Origin of the sequence: Mesorhizobium mediterraneum, from assembly GCF_002284565.1 — a bacterium.
GTDB classification, from domain to species: domain Bacteria; phylum Pseudomonadota; class Alphaproteobacteria; order Rhizobiales; family Rhizobiaceae; genus Mesorhizobium; species Mesorhizobium mediterraneum.
In genome coordinates this window covers 146,213-166,805 of record NZ_NPKI01000015.1, presented here as the reverse complement: position 1 = coordinate 166,805, position 20,593 = coordinate 146,213, and the positions used below count along the sequence as shown (strand labels likewise).

At 62.7% G+C, this 20,593-nt stretch carries 16 protein-coding genes; 3 read left to right on the top strand and 13 right to left on the bottom strand.

Going from position 1 to position 20,593, the window contains the following annotated elements; translation table 11 throughout:
• Positions 1–21: 21 nt before the first annotated feature.
• From bglA to CIT25_RS10125, 4 genes are all read right to left on the bottom strand, one after another.
• On the bottom strand, positions 22–1,686 hold the full coding sequence (gene bglA, locus CIT25_RS10140) for a beta-galactosidase BglA (RefSeq protein ID WP_095485056.1): 1,665 nt from the start codon (positions 1,684–1,686) through the stop codon (positions 22–24).
• A gap of 4 nt (positions 1,687–1,690) precedes the next feature.
• The gene (locus CIT25_RS10135; RefSeq protein ID WP_095484415.1) at positions 1,691–2,845 is read right to left on the bottom strand and encodes a carbohydrate ABC transporter permease; all 1,155 of its coding nucleotides are present in this window, start codon (positions 2,843–2,845) and stop codon (positions 1,691–1,693) included.
• Between the two features lies 1 nt (position 2,846).
• Positions 2,847–3,860 carry a carbohydrate ABC transporter permease gene (locus CIT25_RS10130; RefSeq protein WP_095484414.1) on the bottom strand — a complete coding sequence of 338 codons (1,014 nt, stop codon included), beginning with the start codon at positions 3,858–3,860 and terminating at the stop codon, positions 2,847–2,849.
• Between the two features lie 241 nt (positions 3,861–4,101).
• Positions 4,102–5,457 (bottom strand): ABC transporter substrate-binding protein, encoded by a 1,356-nt coding sequence (locus tag CIT25_RS10125; protein ID WP_095484413.1) that lies wholly within the window; start codon positions 5,455–5,457, stop codon positions 4,102–4,104.
• A gap of 365 nt (positions 5,458–5,822) precedes the next feature.
• Here CIT25_RS10125 and CIT25_RS10120 point away from each other — a divergent pair, with 365 nt between their 5' ends.
• Positions 5,823–6,845 carry a substrate-binding domain-containing protein gene (locus tag CIT25_RS10120; protein WP_095484412.1) on the top strand — a complete coding sequence of 341 codons (1,023 nt, stop codon included), beginning with the start codon at positions 5,823–5,825 and terminating at the stop codon, positions 6,843–6,845.
• A 255-nt stretch (positions 6,846–7,100) separates the two neighbouring features.
• Positions 7,101–7,991 carry an ankyrin repeat domain-containing protein gene (locus CIT25_RS10115; RefSeq protein ID WP_095484411.1) on the top strand — a complete coding sequence of 297 codons (891 nt, stop codon included), beginning with the start codon at positions 7,101–7,103 and terminating at the stop codon, positions 7,989–7,991.
• A 275-nt stretch (positions 7,992–8,266) separates the two neighbouring features.
• Here CIT25_RS10115 and CIT25_RS10110 read toward each other — a convergent pair whose 3' ends face one another.
• The 3 genes from CIT25_RS10110 to CIT25_RS10100 are packed head-to-tail and all read right to left on the bottom strand — an operon-like array spanning position 8,267 to position 10,960.
• Positions 8,267–9,739, bottom strand: a complete 1,473-nt coding sequence (locus CIT25_RS10110; RefSeq protein ID WP_095484410.1) for a S8 family serine peptidase — start codon at positions 9,737–9,739, stop codon at positions 8,267–8,269.
• A complete protein-coding gene (locus CIT25_RS10105) occupies positions 9,729–10,397 on the bottom strand; it encodes an anti-sigma factor (RefSeq protein WP_095484409.1) in 669 nt (222 codons plus the stop codon). The genes CIT25_RS10110 and CIT25_RS10105 overlap by 11 nt, the downstream gene beginning before the upstream one ends.
• Complete coding sequence (locus CIT25_RS10100; RefSeq protein WP_095485055.1) at positions 10,394–10,960, bottom strand: sigma-70 family RNA polymerase sigma factor; 567 nt, start codon at positions 10,958–10,960, stop codon at positions 10,394–10,396. The genes CIT25_RS10105 and CIT25_RS10100 overlap by 4 nt, the downstream gene beginning before the upstream one ends.
• Positions 10,961–11,446: 486 nt before the next feature.
• On the opposite strand from CIT25_RS10100, the gene CIT25_RS10095 reads away from it, so the two are divergent.
• Complete coding sequence (locus CIT25_RS10095) at positions 11,447–12,451, top strand: zinc-dependent alcohol dehydrogenase family protein (RefSeq protein ID WP_095484408.1); 1,005 nt, start codon at positions 11,447–11,449, stop codon at positions 12,449–12,451.
• A gap of 64 nt (positions 12,452–12,515) precedes the next feature.
• On the opposite strand, the gene CIT25_RS10090 is transcribed toward CIT25_RS10095, so the two are convergent.
• The 6 genes from CIT25_RS10090 to CIT25_RS10065 form a co-directional block, all read right to left on the bottom strand.
• Positions 12,516–13,355, bottom strand: coding sequence for an alkaline phosphatase family protein (locus tag CIT25_RS10090; protein WP_095484407.1), 840 nt, complete (start codon positions 13,353–13,355; stop codon positions 12,516–12,518).
• Between the two features lie 7 nt (positions 13,356–13,362).
• Positions 13,363–15,015: an ABC transporter ATP-binding protein gene (locus tag CIT25_RS10085; RefSeq protein WP_095484406.1), complete on the bottom strand. Its 1,653-nt coding sequence runs from the start codon at positions 15,013–15,015 to the stop codon at positions 13,363–13,365.
• On the bottom strand, positions 15,015–15,839 hold the full coding sequence (locus CIT25_RS10080; RefSeq protein WP_095484405.1) for an ABC transporter permease: 825 nt from the start codon (positions 15,837–15,839) through the stop codon (positions 15,015–15,017). Before CIT25_RS10080 ends, CIT25_RS10085 begins: the two co-directional genes overlap by 1 nt.
• Positions 15,840–15,849: 10 nt before the next feature.
• Positions 15,850–16,809 (bottom strand): ABC transporter permease, encoded by a 960-nt coding sequence (locus tag CIT25_RS10075; protein ID WP_095484404.1) that lies wholly within the window; start codon positions 16,807–16,809, stop codon positions 15,850–15,852.
• Between the two features lie 16 nt (positions 16,810–16,825).
• Entirely contained in the window at positions 16,826–18,415 is a 1,590-nt protein-coding gene (locus tag CIT25_RS10070) for an ABC transporter substrate-binding protein (protein ID WP_095484403.1), read from the bottom strand.
• A 156-nt stretch (positions 18,416–18,571) separates the two neighbouring features.
• The gene (locus tag CIT25_RS10065) at positions 18,572–20,557 is read right to left on the bottom strand and encodes a CocE/NonD family hydrolase (protein ID WP_095484402.1); all 1,986 of its coding nucleotides are present in this window, start codon (positions 20,555–20,557) and stop codon (positions 18,572–18,574) included.
• Positions 20,558–20,593 lie beyond the last annotated feature (36 nt).

The window sequence follows — 20,593 nt, the reverse complement described above, 5'->3', positions numbered from 1 at the left end:
TCCCTCCAGTGAATTGCAAACTCAGTCGATGCGCCCGAACCAGGCGCCGTAGCCGCCGAGGCGGATAGAGCCGGCGCCAGTCTGTCCCGAAAACCCGTGCCCCGGCAAGGGCTGCAGCGAGCGTCCGCCGAGATTGACTTCCGCCGGTCGGCTGCCGAGATTGAAGACGCAGACGATCTGCTCGTTGCCATCGCGGCGCGTGAAGGCGACCGTATCGCCCTCGCTTTCGATGAAGTCGATATCGCCCTTGGCCAGCGCCGGATGCAAACGGCGGAAGGCGAGAAAGCGCCGGTAGTGTTCAAGCAGCGAGCTGTCGTCGCCCTGCTGCACATCGACCGCTTGCGAAAGGTGCTTGGCGGGCACGGGCAGCCATGGCTTTGCCTTGGAGAAGCCGCCATTGCTGTCGGCGCCATCCCAGACCATCGGCGTGCGGCAGCCGTCACGGCCCTTGAATTCCGGCCAGAAGCGGATGCCGTAGGGGTCCCGCAGATCCTCGAATTGCAATTCCGCTTCGCCAAGACCAAGCTCCTCGCCCTGATAGATGCAGACCGAGCCGCGCAGCGACATCAGCAGCGCCGAGATCACCTTGAGATAGGCGGTCTGGTCGGCTTCGCCGGCCGCCCAGCGCGAGGCAGTGCGCATCACGTCGTGGTTGGAGAACGCCCAGCACGACCAGCCGTCGCTGGCGACCTTGCCGAAGGCTTCCAGCACCGAACGCACCTTGGCCGCGCTGATTTTTTCGGGCGCCAGGAAGTCGAACGAATAACACATGTGCACGCGCTTGCCGCCGGCGGTATAGGCCGCCACCACCTCCAGCCCGCGTTGCGAATCGCCGACTTCGCCGACCGCCGCTGTCGCCGGATATTCGTCGAGCAGGGCGCGGAAGCGCTCGAGGAAGCCGAGGTTTTCGGGGCGGCTCTTGTCGTAGAGGTGATCCTGGTAGTTGTAAGGGTTGACGGAAGGAGCAGTCTGGTCGTTGCGTTCTTCGGGCGGCAGCGGCGGATTGTCCTCCAGGCCCTGGCTGTGGAAATAGAAGTTGATGGTGTCGAGGCGGAAACCGTCGACGCCGCGCTCCAGCCAGAAGCGGGTGACATCGAGCAGCGCGTCCTGGACGGCGCGGCTGTGGAAATTAAGATCGGGCTGCTCGGCCAGGAAATTATGCAGGTAATATTGCTGGCGGCTGGTGTCCCACTGCCAGGCAGAGCCGCCGAAGATTGACAGCCAGTTGTTGGGTGGCGTGCCGTCGGGCTTGGCGTCGGCCCAGACATACCAGTCTGCCTTGGGATTGGTGCGGCTCGAGCGGCTTTCCCTAAACCACGGATGGATGTCGGCCGTATGCGACAGCACCTCGTCGATCATCACCTTGAGCCCGAGCCTGTGCGACTCGGCGGTCAAGGCATCGAAATCGGCCAGCGTGCCGAACATCGGATCGACGTCGCAATAGTCTGACACGTCGTAGCCGAAATCCTTCATCGGTGATTTGAAGAACGGCGAGATCCAGATGGCATCGACGCCGAGCGCAGCGATATAGGGCAGCCTGGCGATGATGCCCCTGAGGTCGCCGATGCCGTCGCCGTTCGAATCCTGATAGCTGCGCGGATAGATCTGGTAGATCACGGCACCGCGCCACCAGTCGCGGCCGACGGCGAGGTCGGGGCTCAACGTCGCTTTCACAGCGGATTGCATGATCTCAACCACCTTTCACTGAGCCGGCGAGCAGCCCGCGGACGAAATAGCGCTGCAGCGAGAAGAACACGATCAGCGGCACGACAATGGTGATGAAAGCCGATGTCGTCAGGATCTCCCAGTCGCCGCCGCGCGAGCCGAGCAACGCATTGAGCTTGGCGGTCAGCACGATCTGGTCGCCCTCAGTGCCGAGGAAAACCATCGCAACCAGCAGGTCGTTCCACACCCACAGAAACTGGAAGATGGCGAAGGAGGCCAGCACCGGGAACGACAGCGGCAGCACGATCTTGACGAAGATCTCGAAATCGCTGGCGCCGTCGATGCGCGCCGATTCCATGATTTCGCGCGGCAGGCCGGCAATGTAGCTTCTCAGGAGATAGATAGCGAAAGGCAGACCGAAGCCGGTATGCGCCAGCCAGATGCCGAGATAGGTTTTCGACGGCACGCCGAAGAAGCTGCCGACGCCGTTGTAGAGCTTCAGCAGCGGGATCAGCGACATTTGCAGCGGCACGACCAGGAGGCCGATGATAACCGCGATGAGCAATGCCCGGCCGGGAAAGCGCATCCAGGCCAGCGCATAGGCCGCGAACGCCGCGATCAGGATCGGGATGACAGTCGCCGGGATGGTGACGGTCAGCGAATTAATGAACGAGCGGCCGATGCCCTCCGAAAACAGCACCGTATTGTAATTGTCGGTGGTGAACTTCGGCGGCGCCGACGAGGCGTAGTAGACGCGCTGGCCGCGCATGCCCTCGAAGGGCTTCGTTGAGGTCATGACGAAACTGCCGTCGGCGTTGAGCTGCAAGGTCTCGCCGTCGCCGAGATCGGCTGTCGTGCCGGCGGGATATTGCGTCGGCGCCGCCGACTTGACGCCGAAGGCGCTGATGTCGCGGGCCGCATCCTCGCCGAAGATGTTGCCCTCGAGGACGAACTTGCCGTCCTTCTCGACTTGCGCCGAGGCGGGCGGCAGCCGGCCCGCTTCCGTCTGGGTGGAACTGGCAAACGAGTTCCACCAGCCCGAGGCGATGATCTGATCCTTGTCGCGCAGCGACGAGACGAGAATGCCGAGGGTCGGGATGGTCCAGATCGCGACGAAGATGAAGACGGCGATATGGACGCCGAAACGGCTGGCAAAAGACTTTCCGGTCGCCACGGCCATCTCAATGTCCTCCCGTCTCTTTGTTCGCCTGGCGGATGTTCCAGACCATGATCGGAATGACCGCGATCATGATGATGATGGCGATGGTCGCGCCACGGCCGAAATCACCGCCGCCGCGGAACATCCAGTCGAACATCAGATTGGCCAGCACCTGGCTATTCCATTGGCCGTTGGTCATGGTCAGCACGATGTCGAACACCTTCAGCACCAGGATGGTGATGGTGGTCCAGACGACGGCGATCGTGCCCCAGATCTGCGGCACCATGATCTTCCAGAAGATCTGGAACGGATTGGCGCCGTCGATGACGGCCGCTTCCAGCGTCTCTTCGGGAATCCCCCGCAAGGCTGAGGACAGGATGACCATGGCAAAGCCGGTCTGGATCCAGATCAGGATGATCATCAGGAAGAAATTGTTCCAGAACGGCAGCGATATCCAGACCTGCGGCTGGCCGCCGAAATACTGGATGATGGCGTTGAGCAAGCCGATCTGCGTCTGGCCGGCGCCTCTATACTCATAGATGAATTTCCAGATGACGCTGGCGCCGACGAAGGAGATGGCCAGCGGCAGGAAGATGAGGCTCTTGGCGATGGTGCCCCACCAGATCTTGTCGGTGAGGACGGCGATGATCAGCCCGAGGAAGGTGCAGGCGGCGGGCACGACCGCCAGCCAGATGATGTTGTTGAGGATGGAGGTGCGGAACTCGCGGTCGCCGAGCGCCCATTCATAGTTGGCGAAGCCGACGAAGTTGGCGCCGCCGCGATCGAGGAACGACAGCCTGAGCGTCTCCACCACCGGGTAGATCAAATAGATGGTGAGGATGATCATGGCCGGGCCGACGAACAGCCACGGCCGGATCATCCCCTGCCGGCGCAAATTGTCGATGGCCGCAGCACCTGCGACGCCACGCGACGGGAAGATGATGTCCACCAGCTTGTTGGCGCCCCAGAAATAGGCGACGCAGCCGCCGACGCCGACGATGATGACTGTTATGGCCGAGAAAATCTGAGCCGCCACGGGTCCCTCCCTCTGCGCATGATCCGCCAGTCGAGAATGGCTTTGGCGACGGGATCATGGGCCGATTCAGTTGTTGAGAGCGATCGAACGCAAACCGGTTTCCACCATTGCTGATCGCACTCCAAGCTGGAATGTCGTTGTACTCGTGACAATCGGTGCGGCGCGGGCCGCCGGTCGGATCCGGGCCATTGAGGCCCGGATCCATTCAGGATCGGTAGTCCGCACGTTCAGCCGGGGACGCCTACTTGATCGCGTCCCAGCTCTTCTGGATGTCGGTGGCGACATCCTGCGCGGACTTGCCGCCGACAAGATCGATCATGCCGGTCCAGAAGGCGCCGGCGCCGATCTTGCCCGGCATCAGGTCGGATCCGTCGAAGCGGAAGGTTGAGGCTTCGGCAAGGATTTCGCCCTGCTTCTTCAGCGCGTCGCTGGCATAGGCATCCTTGTTGACCGATTTGAGCGGCGTCACGAAACCGCCCTGGGCCATCCAAATCTCATGGGCGAGCGGCATCTTCAGGAATTCGATGAACGCGCGGGCACCCTTGCTATCTTTAGTGATCATGGCCAGCGTGCCGGCGCCGAGCACCGGGGTGCCGAGGTCAGGCTTAGAGGCGTAAGGTGGGAAGTAGAAGAAGTCGGCATCCTGGCCGATCTCTGTGCCTTCCGGAAAGAAGGTCGGGATGAATGACGCCTGATGATGCAGATAGCACTTCGGCGGCACCGAGAAGAGGCCTTTCGGGCTGTCGCGGAAGTCGGTCGCGGCAACCGCCTTGGCGCCGCCGTCGACCATTTTGTCGTCGGTCGCGATCTTGCCGAAAATGTCGATGGCATTGACCACCGCGGGATCGTTGAACGGAATTTCGTTCTTCACCCACTTGTCGTAAGTTTCGGGCGTCTGGGTGCGCAGCATGATGTCCTCGACCCAGTCGGTCGCCGGCCAGCCGGTGGCGCCGCCCGAACCGAGCCCGATGCACCATGGCGTGCCGCCGTCGGCGATGATCTTCTTTTCGAGCTCGGCGAGTTCTTCCTGCGTCTTCGGCACCTCGTAGTCGGCTTCCTCGAAATTGTCAGGCGAGTACCAGACCAGCGATTTCACGTCGGCCTTGTAGGGAAAGGCGAAGAAGCCCGGCTTGCCGTCCTTGTCGTTGAAGGTGCCGAGATCGACCCATGACTGGCCGGCGCCGTAATTGTCCTTGATCCAGTTGGCGGTGTCGTCGCCGAGCGGCGTCAGCAGGCCCTTGGACGCCAGGTCCTGGATCAGGCCCGGCTGCGGCAGCACGGCAATGTTGGGCGGGCTGCCGGCCTGCGTGTCGATGACGATCTGCTGTTCGTAATTTTCCGACGAGGAGTATTTGATCTCGGCGCCGGTGGCTTCCGAGAAATAGTCGAGAACGGTGCGGATGAGCCCCTCGTCCTCGCCGCGCCATGGCCCGAAGATCGACAGCGTCTCGCCCTTGAGGTCGACTTTCTTGAGGTCTTCGTAATTCGCCCAGTTGAAGCGGGGATCTTCGCCCGGCTTGAATTTCAGTTCGGCTTGCGCCGGCGCGCCCAGGGCGAGCGCGACAAAGGCGGCGCTCAGCAGAAGCATTTTCTTCATCGGTATTCCCTCCCAGTGGTGACAAACACTCGGACGGAACCTCCATTCCGTCCGCCGACGCTGCAGGACTGTGACTCAGTCGGAAAGGAACCGCAACCTTTCGAAGAGTCTTCCAAAGCGCTTTGGTCTTTTCGATCACGCCACTGAATCGATCAGGAGTCAAGAGGGGTCGCGTGCTAATCGATTTAATTTTCGCGATATAAGAGCAACTAAAGTGCGCTGCAGCATGCTTTTTTGGCGCTGCGGCAGCATATTTTGCTTCAAACTGGTCGGAAACGGTGCTTATGGTCTTTGCATCAGGTAGGGCTGCCCGTAGCGGCTAGGCCGATCCATAGTTAAAGCGCTTTGAGGCTTGGAGGCCTCCGGTGAACCTCAAACAGCTCTCCCACATGCTGGCGCTTTCGCAGACAACGGTAAGCCGCGCGCTGAACGGCTACCCGGAAGTCAATGAGGAAACGCGCCGGCGGGTGATCGACGCAGCCAAGCGCCACGGCTACCGACCCAACCCGAGCGCGCGCCGGCTGGCCACCGGCAAGACCGGGATGATCGGTTATGTCTTGCCGACCGGCACGGCCGTCGACATCGACCCGCATTTCGTCGAATTCCTGTCCGGTCTCGGCGACTATGCCCGTTCGCATGAACTCGACCTGGCGCTGTCCCCGGCCGATGCCGACGACCAGGAGACGACCTACCGGCGTATTGTCGCCAACCGGCAGGTCGACGCCGTCTACATCTCCTCGCCGAAGCCGGCCGACCGGCGGGTGGCGCTGGTCAACACGCTCGGCATCCCGTTTATCGTCCATGGCCGCAGCGAAGGGCTCGATTTCGACTACCCTTTCACCGACATCGATAATGAGGGTGCCTTCCACGAGGCGGCACGGCTGCTCGTCCAGCTCGGTCACCGGCGGTTGGCGCTGATCAACGGCGACGACCGCGAGACTTTCGCCATCCACCGCGAGCGTGGCGTGCGCCGGGCATTGGCAGCGAGCGGTCTGGTGCTTGGCGAAGGCCATGTCTGTTCCCTCGCCATGACCGAGGAGAACGGCTACCGCGCCGCCAGACGGTTGCTCGAGCAGAGCGATGCGCCGACAGCGATCGCCTGCTCCAGCCTGATCATGGCGCTCGGCGTCGTGCGCGCGGTGCGCGATCTCGGCCTGACCATCCCGGGCGACCTGTCGCTGATCGCCCATGACGACGTCTTCGCCTGGCTGAAGCCGGAGAATTTTTCGGTGCCGTTGTCGACGACGCGTTCGTCGATCCGCCTGGCCGGCGCCCGCGTCGCCGAGCGCCTGGCGGCGCGGATTTCCGGCCTGGAGGAGGGCGCCCGCGGCGAAGTCTGGCCGGTCGATCTGGTGATCAGGGGATCGGTCGCCGGCGCGCCGGGTTAGGGGGGTCGAAGCCAAATCATTCTGAGCGACGAGTTCGATCCAGTCATCCACGTCACTTGCGCGACGGCGCAAGTTGACCTCGGATGGCACCGTTGGGCCCGTTACCAGACGGCTAGTAAGGACATGGCCGGTCTTTCTTTCAAGGGCTGTCACCATTGAGCCATCGGTGGGCGTGGTTGCGATCAGGCATTCGTGGTATACTTTTGCCGTCTTGAAACCGTGACGCTTACTGCGGTTTGCCTTGGGAGATGCCAAATGCGCGTGTCCTTGCTTCTCATTCCACTGCTGCTTTTGCACATTCCGATTGTATCGCAAGCCGCCGCCATCCACGATGCCGCCATGGAGGGCGATGTCGCGGCGATCACAGCAGCGCTCGATGCGGGCGCTGATGTAGATGAGAGTGATGGAAGCGCAACGCCGCTCTATCTCGCGGTCTTTATGGGCCACATCGAAGCGGCAAAACTGCTCATAGAACGTGGTGCGGACGTCAACGCCCAGACGACTGGTGGTCCCGCACTGATGGCGGCTGTCGGAACAGGCAAGATCGATCTGTTAAACCTGTTGCTAGAGCGGGACGCGGATCCAAATTCCGATCGTGATGGCGAATTCGCCCTTCATGTCGCCGTCACTCTCGATTGTTTCGACTGCGTGAAGGCACTGGTCGAGGCCGGAGCGGACGTGAATGCGAAGGCAATGCACGGCAAGACGCCGCTCCATCTGGCAAAAAACAGGGGGCAACGCGAAATTGCCGACTATCTCTTGGCGCATGGCGTCGTCTTGCCAACGCCAGCGCCAATATCAATGAAGTTGGCTTCTGCCGATGTCGAGAAAGGCCGAACCGAATACACCCGCCGGTGTACTACTTGCCACGAAGCCGAGCCACAGGGAGGGAACAAAATAGGACCGAACTTGTGGAGCGTCGTCGGCCGCGACAAGGCATCCATGGCAGATATGCGTTACTCCGAGGCCTTGCTGGGCTGGGAGGGTGTATGGACGTACGAGGACCTGAACAGATTTCTCTTCGAGCCCATGCTCACCACGCCGGGCGTCAAGATGGAGACTCCCGGTGTCCCGGACGAGACCGAACGGGTCAACATGATCGCCTACTTGCGCACACTCAGTGACAAGCCGATCCCGCTGCCCTGAACCGATGATCTCTTGCGCAAGTGCTGCTACGGACCTGCGTCGGCTAGATTTGCTCAAGTAGCACCTCTGGTGACCCTAAAAGGGCCACTTGCCCAGCGGGCATCAGCCGCCAATGAAACGAACTAGCCAGTTTTCGAACTATTTGACGGGTTTTGGCATGGCCAAGCCGATCCGGCAGTCAGCTCGAACGTCTAAGTTCCACCAATCTCGGGCGCTGGTGGCAGCCAGTGATTGAGTTTCGATGTGCATAAAAGCAGAAGCGTTTAAGCCTACGCCTATTCCTTCGCTGCCGCGGCCGCCTTGGTGTCCAGCAGACCATAGCCGAAATCATTGTCTCGTCCCTTGGGGCCGAGATCCTTGGCCGTGCCGGCCAATGCCTTCTCGACCCAGTCGGCGGAACGATCGGGCGCGGCATGCAACAGATTGGCGATCGCGCCGGTCACAATGGCTGCGGCAAATGAGGTGCCGGTGACCACATCCGAGCCGGCGCCGCTCGGCGCCACCATCTCGACGCCAGGAGCGGAGAGGAAGACGTAGGCGCCACGATTAGCCTGCTGCATCAGCCCGTCCTTGGCATCAGTGGCCGTCACCGCGATGACGCCGTCGAAGGCGGCGGGGTAGCCGTAGGGCGCCTTCGGCCCGTTGTTGCCGGCGGCGGCGACCAGCACGATGCCCAAGGCGCGAGCATTGCGGCAGGCGATGCCGAGCAGGTCGTTCTTCGGTCCGACGAAGCTCATATTGATGATGCGAACATCTTGGCTTGCCGCCCAGTCGAGCGCCGACAGGATGATGTCCATGGTCGACTTGCCGCCCTCGAAAGCTCGGGCATGGTAGATTTTCGCGCCCGGCGCCATGCCTTTGAGCGCGCCGACGCCGGCGATCAGGCCGTCGATCGAGGTGCCATGATCGCGCGCCTCGATCGGCACATCGGGCATGGCGTCGAACTGATCGACGATGACGCCGGAGAGTGCTGGATTGGCATCGTCGATGGCGGTGTCGATGACGGCGACGCGCACATTCTCGCCGCTGGCCGCTTTCGAATCCAGCGCGATGCGCTCGAAGGCATAATTGACGATGCTGGCTGCCTGTTGCAGCGAGTAGATATGGTTGGGCTCGCGCCGCATGGTGCGGCCGTCGGCGGCAAGCTGCGCCAGCACGACGCCGACCGGTCGGCCATCGGGAATGCCGAAGCGCACCAGCGTGGTGCCGAGCAGCAGAGACTGGCGCTGCGAGCGCACCTCGAGGCCAAATGAGGCGGCGATCTGCTGGACGGCGTCGCCGTCTACCGTCACCAGCACCTCGTCGGGCACGAAATCACCGATGACGGCGCGCGGCGGCTCGGCCGCGACGAGATCGCTGGGCGAAACGATCGGACCGCCCGTCGCGGCGGCCTGTATCGCAGGCGCACCGGCGGCCTGCGGCGGCAGTGCCCGACCGGCCGGATTGCGGCGTGGATCGGGCGTCGGCAGCGGAGCTTGGCCGCCGCCGACCGGGTTGGGAAACAGGTCAACGATCAGCGCAGGAAGAACGACCGCATTTGTCGCGGCGGAACCAGCGCCGGGCTTTTCGCCGCTGCCGTCTCTTGTATCGTCCTCGATACAGTCGGCCGCCGCCGTCGCCCGGTTGAGGCAGTCGATTTCCGTCTGGGTGAGGTTTGGATCATTGGTCTGCGCCAAAGCGGGCGCGGCGGCGAGCGTCATCGCCGCCACAAGGAGCGCCGCAAACCCAATGACCGCCCTAGCCGCCATCAACCGGTCTCCTTCCCTCGACCACAGCCTCCGCGAAAGGCTGGGCGGCAATAAGAGCAAGCACTTTTTGATAATCGGCTGCGGTTGCGGCCGGGATGCCAAGGCGGAAGACACCGTCGGCGGTCGGCCCGCCGGCAATCTTCAGCTGGTGTTCGCCAAGAAAAGCGACAATGTCGGCCATCTTCGCATCCGGCTTGAACGTCACCAGCGCGAACGGCATTTTCGTCAGATCGCCTTGTTGGCCGGCAATTTCGAAATCGCCGTCCTTGCCGCCTGGCTGAACAACCGATTGCACCATGACGAGGGCAAGCAGTGCTGCCGCCGCAGCCCAGGCGACGCCGGCCGGCACCGCCATGAAGCGGCCCCACACCTGCGCCAGCCAGGACGATGTCGCCGGCGCGCGCACGGGGCCGGCTTCGGCGTCGAGCGCCCGGGTGAAGCGGCCGAGCGCATCGGCCGGCGGGCGGATCGCCTCATTGGATGCAGCGGTGCTGGAGAATTCGGCTTCGGCCTCGCCGAGTGCGGCAAGCGCCGCCGGATCGGAAGCCAGCCATTCCTCGACGGCTTCGAGTTCCGAGCCTTCCAGCGAGCCGTTCAGATAGAACGGCAGCAGCGTTTCCATTTCATCGCGGCGCGACATCTTTTCAGCGGCGCTCATGGCCACCCCCTGTCGTAACCGGCGGCCTTGAGCGCCTCGCCGAGTTTCTTGCGGGCGTAGAACATCCGGGTCTTGACGGTAGCAACCGGGATGCCGAGCACCTCCCCGATCTCGGTCACCGACTGTCCGTGGTAATAGGCAAGGTCGATCACCGTGCGGTGCTCTTCCGGCAAGGCATCGACGAAGCGCCGCAAAGCGGCGCCCTTGTCTTCCTTCATGGTGACGACTTCCGGCGTGTCGGCGCTGTCTGGGACCTGGGCCGCGTCATCGTCGTCGATCCGGTCTTCCTTCTTCTTGCGCAGCGACGACAGCGCCTTGAAGCGGGCGATGCCGAGCAGCCATGTCGAGACTTCCGAGCGCCCCTCGAAGCCTGGCGCCTGGCGCCAGAGTTCGAGAAACACCTCGTTGGCGATATCATCGGCCATCATTTCCGATCCCGTCTGGCGCACCACGAAGCGGTAGACCCGCGCGTGGTGGCGCATGAACAGGAGCCGCACGGCGGCACGGTCGCCCTTCGCGACCCGGCTGACAAGCGCGCGGTCGGTTTCCGTCGCTGCCGTCATGGCCGGTCGAGCCGCCTGGCTCCTGTCTGCTCTGTCGCCGATCGGCCCAAAAAGGTTCACCGCTTTCCGCCCGGATTTTTGCGGAGGCTAACCGAAGAGCGGAAAGGTTGCCAGAGTATACCGTTGCCCCCCGTTTTTAGGGGTCAGTCTCAGTCAGGGGCACCAAGCAAAAGGCAGCCGTCAGGCTCGCCATGATGGCGGCCACTAGGCGGCTCAAGGTGCAGTCGTTCAGCCTCGGGCGGAGCGTCATTGGACGACGCCGCCGCACAGGGGATTCCCGACAGGTTTGTAACTCACCGGTCCGCTGCCGGGCGACTAAGGTCCCGATCGCAAACCGCAACCCTCTGAAGAAGTGAAAGTCATGACCAACAACAGCTTTTCGGCCGCGACTCGTGGATCAGTCGCCGATGGCGGTGTTCGACGCGGTCAATCGTCCATGCGACTGGTGAGGCGCATGAAGCCTTGCGCGATCGGAAGGACCTTTCCATGAGACTGATTAGGCTGAAAGCGCCGGGAGGCTTGGAAAATCTCAAGCTGGTCGAGGAAGATTGTCCGAAACCAGGGCCGGGTGAGTTGCTTGTCAGGATACGAGCGTGTTCGTTGAATTTCCACGACAGCATGGTGGCGCTGGGAAACAAACCGTGCGCCGATGGCCGAATCCCGCTGTCCGATGGCGCTGGACAAGTGATTGCGGCCTCAGACGATGTCCAACAATTCAAGGCCGGAGATGCCGTCGTCAGCACCTATTGGCCCCATTGGCTGGCCGGCGAACCGACGCCAGCCAATAAGACGGGCGAATTGGGAGATGATGTTGACGGCTATGCTCGCGAATATGTGTGCATGCCCTGGCATGCCTTCACAAGGGCACCGGCAGACTTCACGCATATGGAGGCGGCAACGCTTACCTGTGCCGGCGTTACCGCCTGGAAAGCCCTGATGGTGTGCGGCCAGGTGAAGCCCGGTGATACGGTGCTGGTCCTTGGCACGGGAAGTGTATCGCTGTTCGCGCTGCAATTCGCAAAAATTGCGGGCGCTCGCGTTATTGCCACCTCTTCATCGGAGGAAAAGCTGGAAAAGCTGAAGCGGTTTGGAGCCGACATTGTCGTCAATTACAAGGCAGTGCCGGATTGGGGCCAGAAGGTAAGGATTTTGACGGACGGACGCGGCGTCGATCACGTGATCGAGGTTGGCGGGCCGGGCACGTTGGCGCAGTCGATAACAGCTTGCAGGATGGGCGGCCACATCGCCCTGATCGGCGTCCTGACTGGCTTTGCCGGACAAGTTTCGATCCCGGCCCTGTTTTCCAATCAGATTAGGATCAGCGGAATTTCTATTGGCAGCAGGGCAGACCAGGAAGACATGATTCGTGCCATCGAGGCCAACCGTTTGAAGCCAGCTATCGACCGCGGTTTTCCGCTGCAGGAGATCGCCAATGCCTTCAAGTACTACGAATCCCAAAAGCACTTTGGCAAGGTTTGTCTCGAACTTTGATACGACATATGCGTCGCTGCCCTATCGCGCCACGGCGCCTGCAGGAGAGAGGGCCAGCATTCATTCAGTCGAGGAACGGCGTGGCCTTCATCGTCGCAGGCACCGGCACGCCGAGGCGGGCAAGCACGGTCGGCGCAAGCTGCAACTGGTCTAACAGCGTGCCGGCCTCCGGCCCCTCGCCCTGTCCGAAATAATACAGAGCAAAATCCTGCATCTCGTCGTCATGGCCGCCATGATGGCCGCGATCGGTCTGGCCGTGATCGGCTGTGACGATGACCTCGTAGCCGGCTTCCCGCCAGCGCGGCAGGAAGGCTGCGAGCATGCCGTCCATCGCATAGACGGCGTGATCCATCTCATGGCAGTCATGGCCGAAGCGGTGGCCCATCGAGTCCAGCGTGCAGGTGTGCAGGATGCCGTAGTCGATGCGGTGGCGCCTGGTCAGCATGGTCAGCGTCGCGAACAGGTCGACGTCGCTCGGCGTCATCTGGTTGCGGGCGTTGTAGCCGGTCATGGTGTGGAACCGGCCATGCGTGATCGGCCCGCCGGGCTCGTCGAACTCCATGTCCTCGACCAGATCGAACGGATAGGCCCGGAAGAATTCGGACCAGTAGGAATGAGTGACCGCGCCGGTCTTGCCGCCGGCCTTGCTGACCTCCGAAAATATATCCGGTTGCTTGACGCGGAACCGGCTCTCGTTGGTCAGGATGCCATGCACTTGCGGTGCCACGCCGGTATGGATCGACGCATAGCAGCAGGCTGAGGTCGACGGCAGAACGGAGCGCATCTTCCAGACACGCGCTTCGCCCGATTGCACCCAGCCTTCGAGATTGCCCATCAGCCGGCGCCAATTGCGGTAAGGCACGCCGTCGAGGATGATGAGCAGAAGTTTTGTATTCAACGCCACCGGGTGTCTAATTCCCGGCGCTTGCCATGCGCCGTCCCTTGATCGCCTTCTCCAGCCAGCCGATCTCCATTTCGGGCACCGAGGACAAGAGAAGGTCTGTATAGTCGTCGAAGGGCGGCGCCAGCACCTGGCTCTTCGCGCCGTAGCGCACCACCTCGCCGCGATACATCACCGCGATCGAATCGGCGATCGACTTCACCGTGGCGAGGTCGTGGGTGATGAACAGATAGGCGACGTTTTCCTCTTTCTGCAGCTCGAGCAGCAGCTTCAGGATGCCGTGGGCCACCAGTGGGTCGAGCGCCGAGGTGACCTCGTCGCAGATGATCAGCTTAGGCTTGGCGGCAAGCGAGCGGGCAATGCAGACGCGCTGCTTTTGGCCACCGGAAAGCTCGGCCGGGTAGCGGTCGACGAAGCCCTTGCCCATCTCGATCTTGTCGAGCAGCTCGGCGACGCGGGCGTCACGTTGCCTTCCACGCAGACCGAAATAGAATTCGAGCGGCCGGCCGATGATGGTTCCGACGGTCTGGCGCGGATTCATCGCCACGTCGGCCATCTGGTAGATCATCTGCAATTGGCGCAGATCCTCCTTCGGCCGGTCGGCAAGCCGGTTGGCGAGTGGACGTCCGTCGAAGGTGACGGTGCCTTGTTCGGGCGGCAACAGGCCGGTGACGGCGCGCGCCAGCGTCGACTTGCCCGAGCCGGACTCGCCGACCACCGCCAGCGTCTGGCCTGGATAGATGTCGACCGAGACGTTCTTCAGCACCTTGATGTGACTGCGGCCATAGGCGGCGGTGATGTTCTTGACAGACAGGAACGGCGTCGTGCCGGGCTTCTGTTCCTGGTGCTCGATCTCATGCACCGAGACCAGCGCATTGGTGTATTCCTGGCGCGGTTCCTTGATGATCTGACGGGTGCCGCCCCATTCGACCAGCCGGCCGTGGCGCAGCACCATGATCTCGTCCGAGACCTGGGCGACGACGGCAAGGTCGTGGGTGATGTAGAGCGCCGCGACATGGGTGTCGCGGATGGCGTCCTTGATCGCCGCCAGCACGTCGATCTGCGTCGTCACGTCGAGCGCCGTGGTCGGCTCGTCGAAGACGATCAGGTCGGGCTCGGAACAGAGCGCCATCGCCGTCATCACGCGCTGCAGCTGGCCGCCCGACACCTGGTGCGGAAACCGCTCGCCTATGCTTTCGGGGTTCGGCAGGCTGAGCTTCTTGAACAGTGCGACGGCGCGCTTCTCGGCCGCGGCCCGTGTCGCCGTGCCGTGCAGCAGCGTCGCCTCGACCACCTGGTCCATCAGCCTGTGCGCCGGGTTGAAGGCCGCCGCGGCCGATTGCGCGACATAGCAGACCTCGCGGCCGCGCAGCTTGCGAAAGCCCTCCTTGCCGCCCTTCAGGATGTCGCGGCCGTTCAGGATGACCTCGCCGCCGGTGATGCGGACGCCGCCGCGGCCATAGCCCATCGAGGACAGGCCGATGGTCGACTTGCCGGCGCCGGACTCGCCGATCAGGCCGAGCACCTTGCCCTTCTCGAGCGTCAGTGAGACGTCGTGGACAAGCACGATGTTCTTGGGCGGCTCGCCTGGCGGGAACACCGTGGCCTCGATGCGCAGATTGCGGATATCGAGCAGCACGGACTTTGCTCGCTGGTCAGCCATCACCCGCGCCCTCCCTTCAGGCTTGTCGTGCGGTTGAGCACCCAGTCGGCGACCAGATTGACTGAAATCGCCAGCATGGCGATCGCCGCCGCAGGGATGAGCGCCGCCGCGATGCCGAAGACGATGCCATCCTTGTTTTCCTTGACCATGCCGCCCCAGTCGGCGCTAGGCGGCTGCACGCCGAGCCCGAGGAAGGACAGCGTCGACAGGAACAGCACGGCATAGATGAAGCGCAGGCCAAGTTCCGAAACCAGCGGCGACAACGCGTTGGGCAGGATTTCGCGGAAAATGATCCACATGCTGCCTTCGCCGCGCAGCTTGGCCGCCTCGACGAAATCCATGACGTTGATGTCGACGGCGACTGCCCGCGACAGGCGGTAAACGCGGGTCGAGTCGAGGATGCCCATGACCAGGATCAGCGTCACCAGATTGGTTGGCAGCACGGACAGCACGACGAGGCCCATGATCAGCGTCGGAATTGACATCAGGAGATCGACAAGGCGCGACATAAGCGTGTCGAACCAGCCGCCGAAAACCGCCGCCGAGAAGCCGAGGATGGCGCCGAGCGAGAAGGACAGGGCGGTGGCCAGCACCGCGATGAACAGCGTGACGCGGGCGCCGTAGATCATGCGCGAAAGGAGGTCGCGGCCGAGATTGTCGGTGCCCAGCCAATGTGTCGCCGACATCGGTGCCCAGACGTCGCCGACGATCTCGCCATTGCCGTACGGCGCGATCCACGGCGCGAAGATCGCCGCCAGCACGAACAATGCCGTCAGCACCAGGCCGATCAGCGCAGGGATGGGGATGCGTTTTATGTCGAGCATGCCCTCTCCCCTATTTCGGGTGTCTGAGACGCGGATTGGCGACGATCGCCGCTATGTCCGCAACGATGTTCAGGCTGATATAAACGGCGGCGAAGATCAGGCCGACCGCCTGCACCACCGGCACGTCACGCTTGGTGACGTGGTCGACGAGATATTGGCCCATGCCCGGATAGACGAAGATCACTTCGACGACGACGACGCCGACGATCAGGTAGGCGAGGTTGAGCATGACGACGTTGATGATCGGCGCAATCGCATTGGGGAAGGCATGCCTGCGAATGACGGCGAATGCCGAAAGCCCCTTGAGCTCGGCGGTTTCCACATACGCCGACTGCATGACGTTGAGGATCGCGGCGCGCGTCATGCGCATCATGTGGGCGAGCACCACCAGCGTCAGTGCCGCCGCCGGCAGCATGATCGCCTGCATGCGCTCGCCGAACGGCATTCCGTCATAGACCGTCGAGATGCCGGGGAAGATCTGGTATTTCACGGCAAAGAAATAGACGAGCACGTAACCGATGAAGAATTCGGGAAACGACGTCGAAGCAAGCGCCAGTCCGGAGATCAGCTTGTCGACCCAGCCATTGCGGTAACGCACTGCGATCAGTCCGAGGATGATCGCCAGCGGCACGGCCACGACCGCCGCCCAGAAGGCGAGGAACAGCGTGTTCCACAACCGCCCCTTGATCGACGTCGCAATATCCTGCCCGCTTGACATGGCGGTGCCGAGATCGCCGGTCACGACGCCGCCGAGCCAGCGGAAATAGCGGATAAAGGCCGGATCGTTGAGGCCGAGCTGCTCGCGCAGATTGGCGAGCGACTCCGGTGTCGCCGACTGTCCGAGGATGGCTTGCGCGACGTCGCCGGGCAGGATCTGGGTGCCGGCGAAGATCAGGACCGATACGGCCAACAGCAGGAGAATGCCCAGCGCAATGCGCTGGGCCACCAGTTTCACGATGGGTGAGGACATATCCGCAAGGCCGGGCTCAGGCTTCGAGCCAGCACTTTGCCAGAGCGTACCCGTTCATCAGCTCCTGATGCGGATCGTCGACCCAGCCGGCGACCTTGGCGCCCGTCGCGTCGATGAACTGGTTGAACATCGGCAGGATCAGGCCACCTTCGTCGCGGACGAGCATCGCCATGTCGCGATACATCGCCTTGCGCTTGGCTTCGTCGAGCTCGGCACGCGCCGCCAGCACCATCTTGTCGAAATCGGGACGCTTGAAACGCGTGTCGTTCCAGTCGGCCGTCGACAGGTAAGCAGTCGAATACATCTGGTCTTGCGTCGAGCGTCCGCCCCAGTAGGAGGCGCAGAAGGGCTGCTTGTTCCATACTTCCGACCAGTAGCCGTCGCCCGGCTCGCGCTTGATCTCCAGCGTGATGCCGGCCTTGGCCGCGCTCTGCTGGAACAGTTGCGAGGCGTCGACTGCGCCTGGGAAGGCGACGTCCGATGTCCTGAGCAGGACGGCGCCGTCATGGCCCGACTTCTTGTAGTGGAACTTTGCCTTGTCGGGATCGTATTTGCGCTGCTCGATGTCCTCGGAAAACAGCGGATAGGCCGAGTTGATCGGAAAGTCGTTGCCGAGCGAGCCATAGCCTCTGAGGATCTTGTCGAGCATCTCCTCGCGGTCGATCGCCAGCTTCAGCGCCATGCGCAAATCGTTGTTGTCGAACGGCGCCGTGTTGCAATGCATGATGAAGACGTAGTGGCCAGGACCCGCATGGTTGCGGATGGTAACGCCGGGCAGCCGCTTGATCAGGTCGACGATCTTCGGCTCGACGCGGTTGATCATGTTGACCTGGCCGCCCTGCAAGGCAGAAGTGCGCGCCGTGGCGTCGTTGATGACGATGATCTCGATCTGGTCGGCATGGCCCATCTTGTCGGCCTGCCAGTAATTGGCGAACCGCTCGCCGCCATGGCGCACGCCGGGTTCGTTGGTGGTGATCTTGTAGGGTCCGGCCGAGATGCCGGCGTCGGCCTTGTCCTTGCCGCCATTGGGCTGGATGATCAAATGGTAATCGCTGAGCAGATAGGGCAGGTCGGCATTGGCTTCCTTCAGCGTCAGCACGACTTCCTTGCCGCTGGCCTTGATGCTCTCGATGCCTTTCATGTAGCCGAGCGCGCCCGACTTCGACTTCTCGTCCGAATGGCGTTCGAGCGTGGCGGCCACGTCCTCGGCGGTCACCGTCTTGCCATTGTGGAATTCGACGCCGTCGCGGATCTTCAGCGTCCAGACCTTGGCGTCGTCCGACGAGCCGATCTCCTCGGCGATGCGGTTCTCGAGATTGCCTTCCGGGGAAAGCTCGACGATCAGTTCGCCCCACATCTTGCCGAAGGCGAACGGCACCTGGGTCATGAACAGGGCCGGATCGAGGCTGTTGGTGGACTCGCCGCCGACCAGGCCGGCCTTCAGCGTGCCGCCCTTGACCGGACCCGCGGCGCGCGCCGCACTTGAAAGCAGCGAGTTGGCGAAGGTCGCGGTGACGCCGAGCGCTGCCGCCCGGCCGAGAAAATCACGACGGCTCAGTTTGCCGGACGCGACGCGCCGGCTGAGAAATTCCAGTTCGTTCGACATGTTGAGTTCCTCACTCTGTTGGTTCGACCTTGTGGTCGTTTTTTATCATTTCTTGTGAGGAGAATAATGACCGCAAGGGAACGCTGTAAGCAAGACCGAATGCGACATGCCGTGGCGTAAATCGTACGTCGCAATTGGACCAATCCGCATAAGCGCTCAAAGCAGCGCGCGCGGGATTTTCTCTTCGAAAGAGCGCTCGAAAACCAGTTTCTCGCCTTCATAGGCTTCGATTCTGGCGCTTACCATGAAGCTTTGCGCGTCGGACCGCATTTCGGCTGATGTTTCGGTGCGCACCGACCATCCATTTCGCGACAGCGTCTGCGTCCAGTGCGTCTTGCCCGACGCCGACAGTGGATTGTCCGGATGGATCGCCCATGTCTCACTCGCGATGCTGCCATTGGCAAGGCCATGCTCCAGGTCGCGCACCTCGCCGAAATCGTCGACGATGGAAAGCGTGACGATTCCGGTCTTCTCGTCGCGGTCGACATGACGTTCGGAATTGGCGGCGCGGACCGTTTCGGTTGCCCAGGGCGCGGCGGCCTCGGGCGGGGGGAACGTGACTTCGTCGCGTTGCGCCAGCGGGCGCAACGGCAGCTTCAGTGTTGCCGCCGACAGGTCGAGCCGGACCGGTTCCGGCGATGGCCAGATCATCGGCCAATAGGCGTTCGAAACGGCGATACGCAGGCGGTGGCCTGATGGCACGCGATAGGCGCACTGGTCGAGCACCACACGGGCGCTGACGGTTTCGCCCGGCACCAGCGCCTCGGGGAATTCGTGCGAGTTGCGATGCGTCAGGTTGAGCACGCCATAGGACATCAGCTCCGACGCGCCGTCGGGATGCACGTCGCACAGCCGGATCGCGATGTTCGCTTGAGGCCGGTCGGACGAAACCCTGACCAGTACTTCCGGCGCGCCGACAATGTCGATCGCCTCTGTTAGCACCGGCTGGTCGAAACACACCGATAATGCATCGTCGGGGCGCTGGTCGCCGGGCAATTCCGGCCCGAAGGTGAAGGGGAAATATTCGCCACCGGCGAGGCCGCAGCTTTGTGGCGAAGCCACGATTGCAGCCTTGGCGCCTTCCGGGATCAGTTCGATCTCACGTGTCTCGATTTCGGGCGACGGCCATACCGATTCAGCGACCCAGCGGCCCGGCCGCTCCGGATGCCAGCGCGCGGGGCGCACGCTGTCCATCACATAGGCGCGGTAGGCCGGGTCGGCCTCGACGCCGGTGTCGATGCCCTTTAGCCAGCGGTCCCACCAGCGCAAGGCCTCCTGCAGGAAGCCGATCGCTGGTTTCGGTGCTGCGTAGTGCGGGTACTTGTGGATCCAGGGGCCGACGATGCCCTTGACCGGCGCCTCGATATTGGCGGCGAGATGGGAAATGGTGTTGCGATAGCCGTCGTGCCAGCCGCCGATCGACAGCACTGCGGCTTTAATGGCGGAATAGTCCTCGCAGATCGAGCCGCGCTTCCAATAGGCGTCGCGGTGCTGGTGCCTCAGCCACAGCGGCGCCAGGAAGGGCTGGTTCTCCAGCCGGGTCAGCCACAGGTCGCGCCATCTGTTGTCGCCGGCCAGCAGCGGGTCCGGCGGTCGCGACGAATAGGACAGCATGGTCGAGGCCCAGCCGAAATTCTCGATCAACAGGCAGCCGCCCTTGTAGTGGATGTCATCGGCATAGCGGTCGACGGTCGAGCAGAGACTGATCACCGCCTTCAGCGCCGGCGGCTGCTTGGCTGCTGTCTGCAGGCAGTTGAAGCCGCCCCAGGAGATGCCCATCATGCCGACTTTGCCGTTGCACCAGGGCTGGGCCGCCGCCCAGGCGATCACATCACAGGCGTCCTGCAGTTCCTGCTCGGAATATTCGTCGTCCATAAGCCCTTCGGAATCGCCATTGCCGCGCATGTCGACGCGGATCGAGGCGTAGCCGTGGCCGGCGAAATAGGGATGCGTCAGCTGATCGCGAAAGATCGTGCTGTCGCGCTTGCGGTAAGGCAGATGCTCAAGGATCGCCGGCACCGGATCGTCGCTGGCGTCGTCGGGCATCCACACTCGCGCCGACAGCCGGCAGCCATCCGGCATGACGATCCCCATATCCGGAAATTCGACGACCTTGCGGGGAAATTCAGTGACGGTTTTCATGCTGGGCTCCTAGGTGACTGCATGATGGAGCCCAAG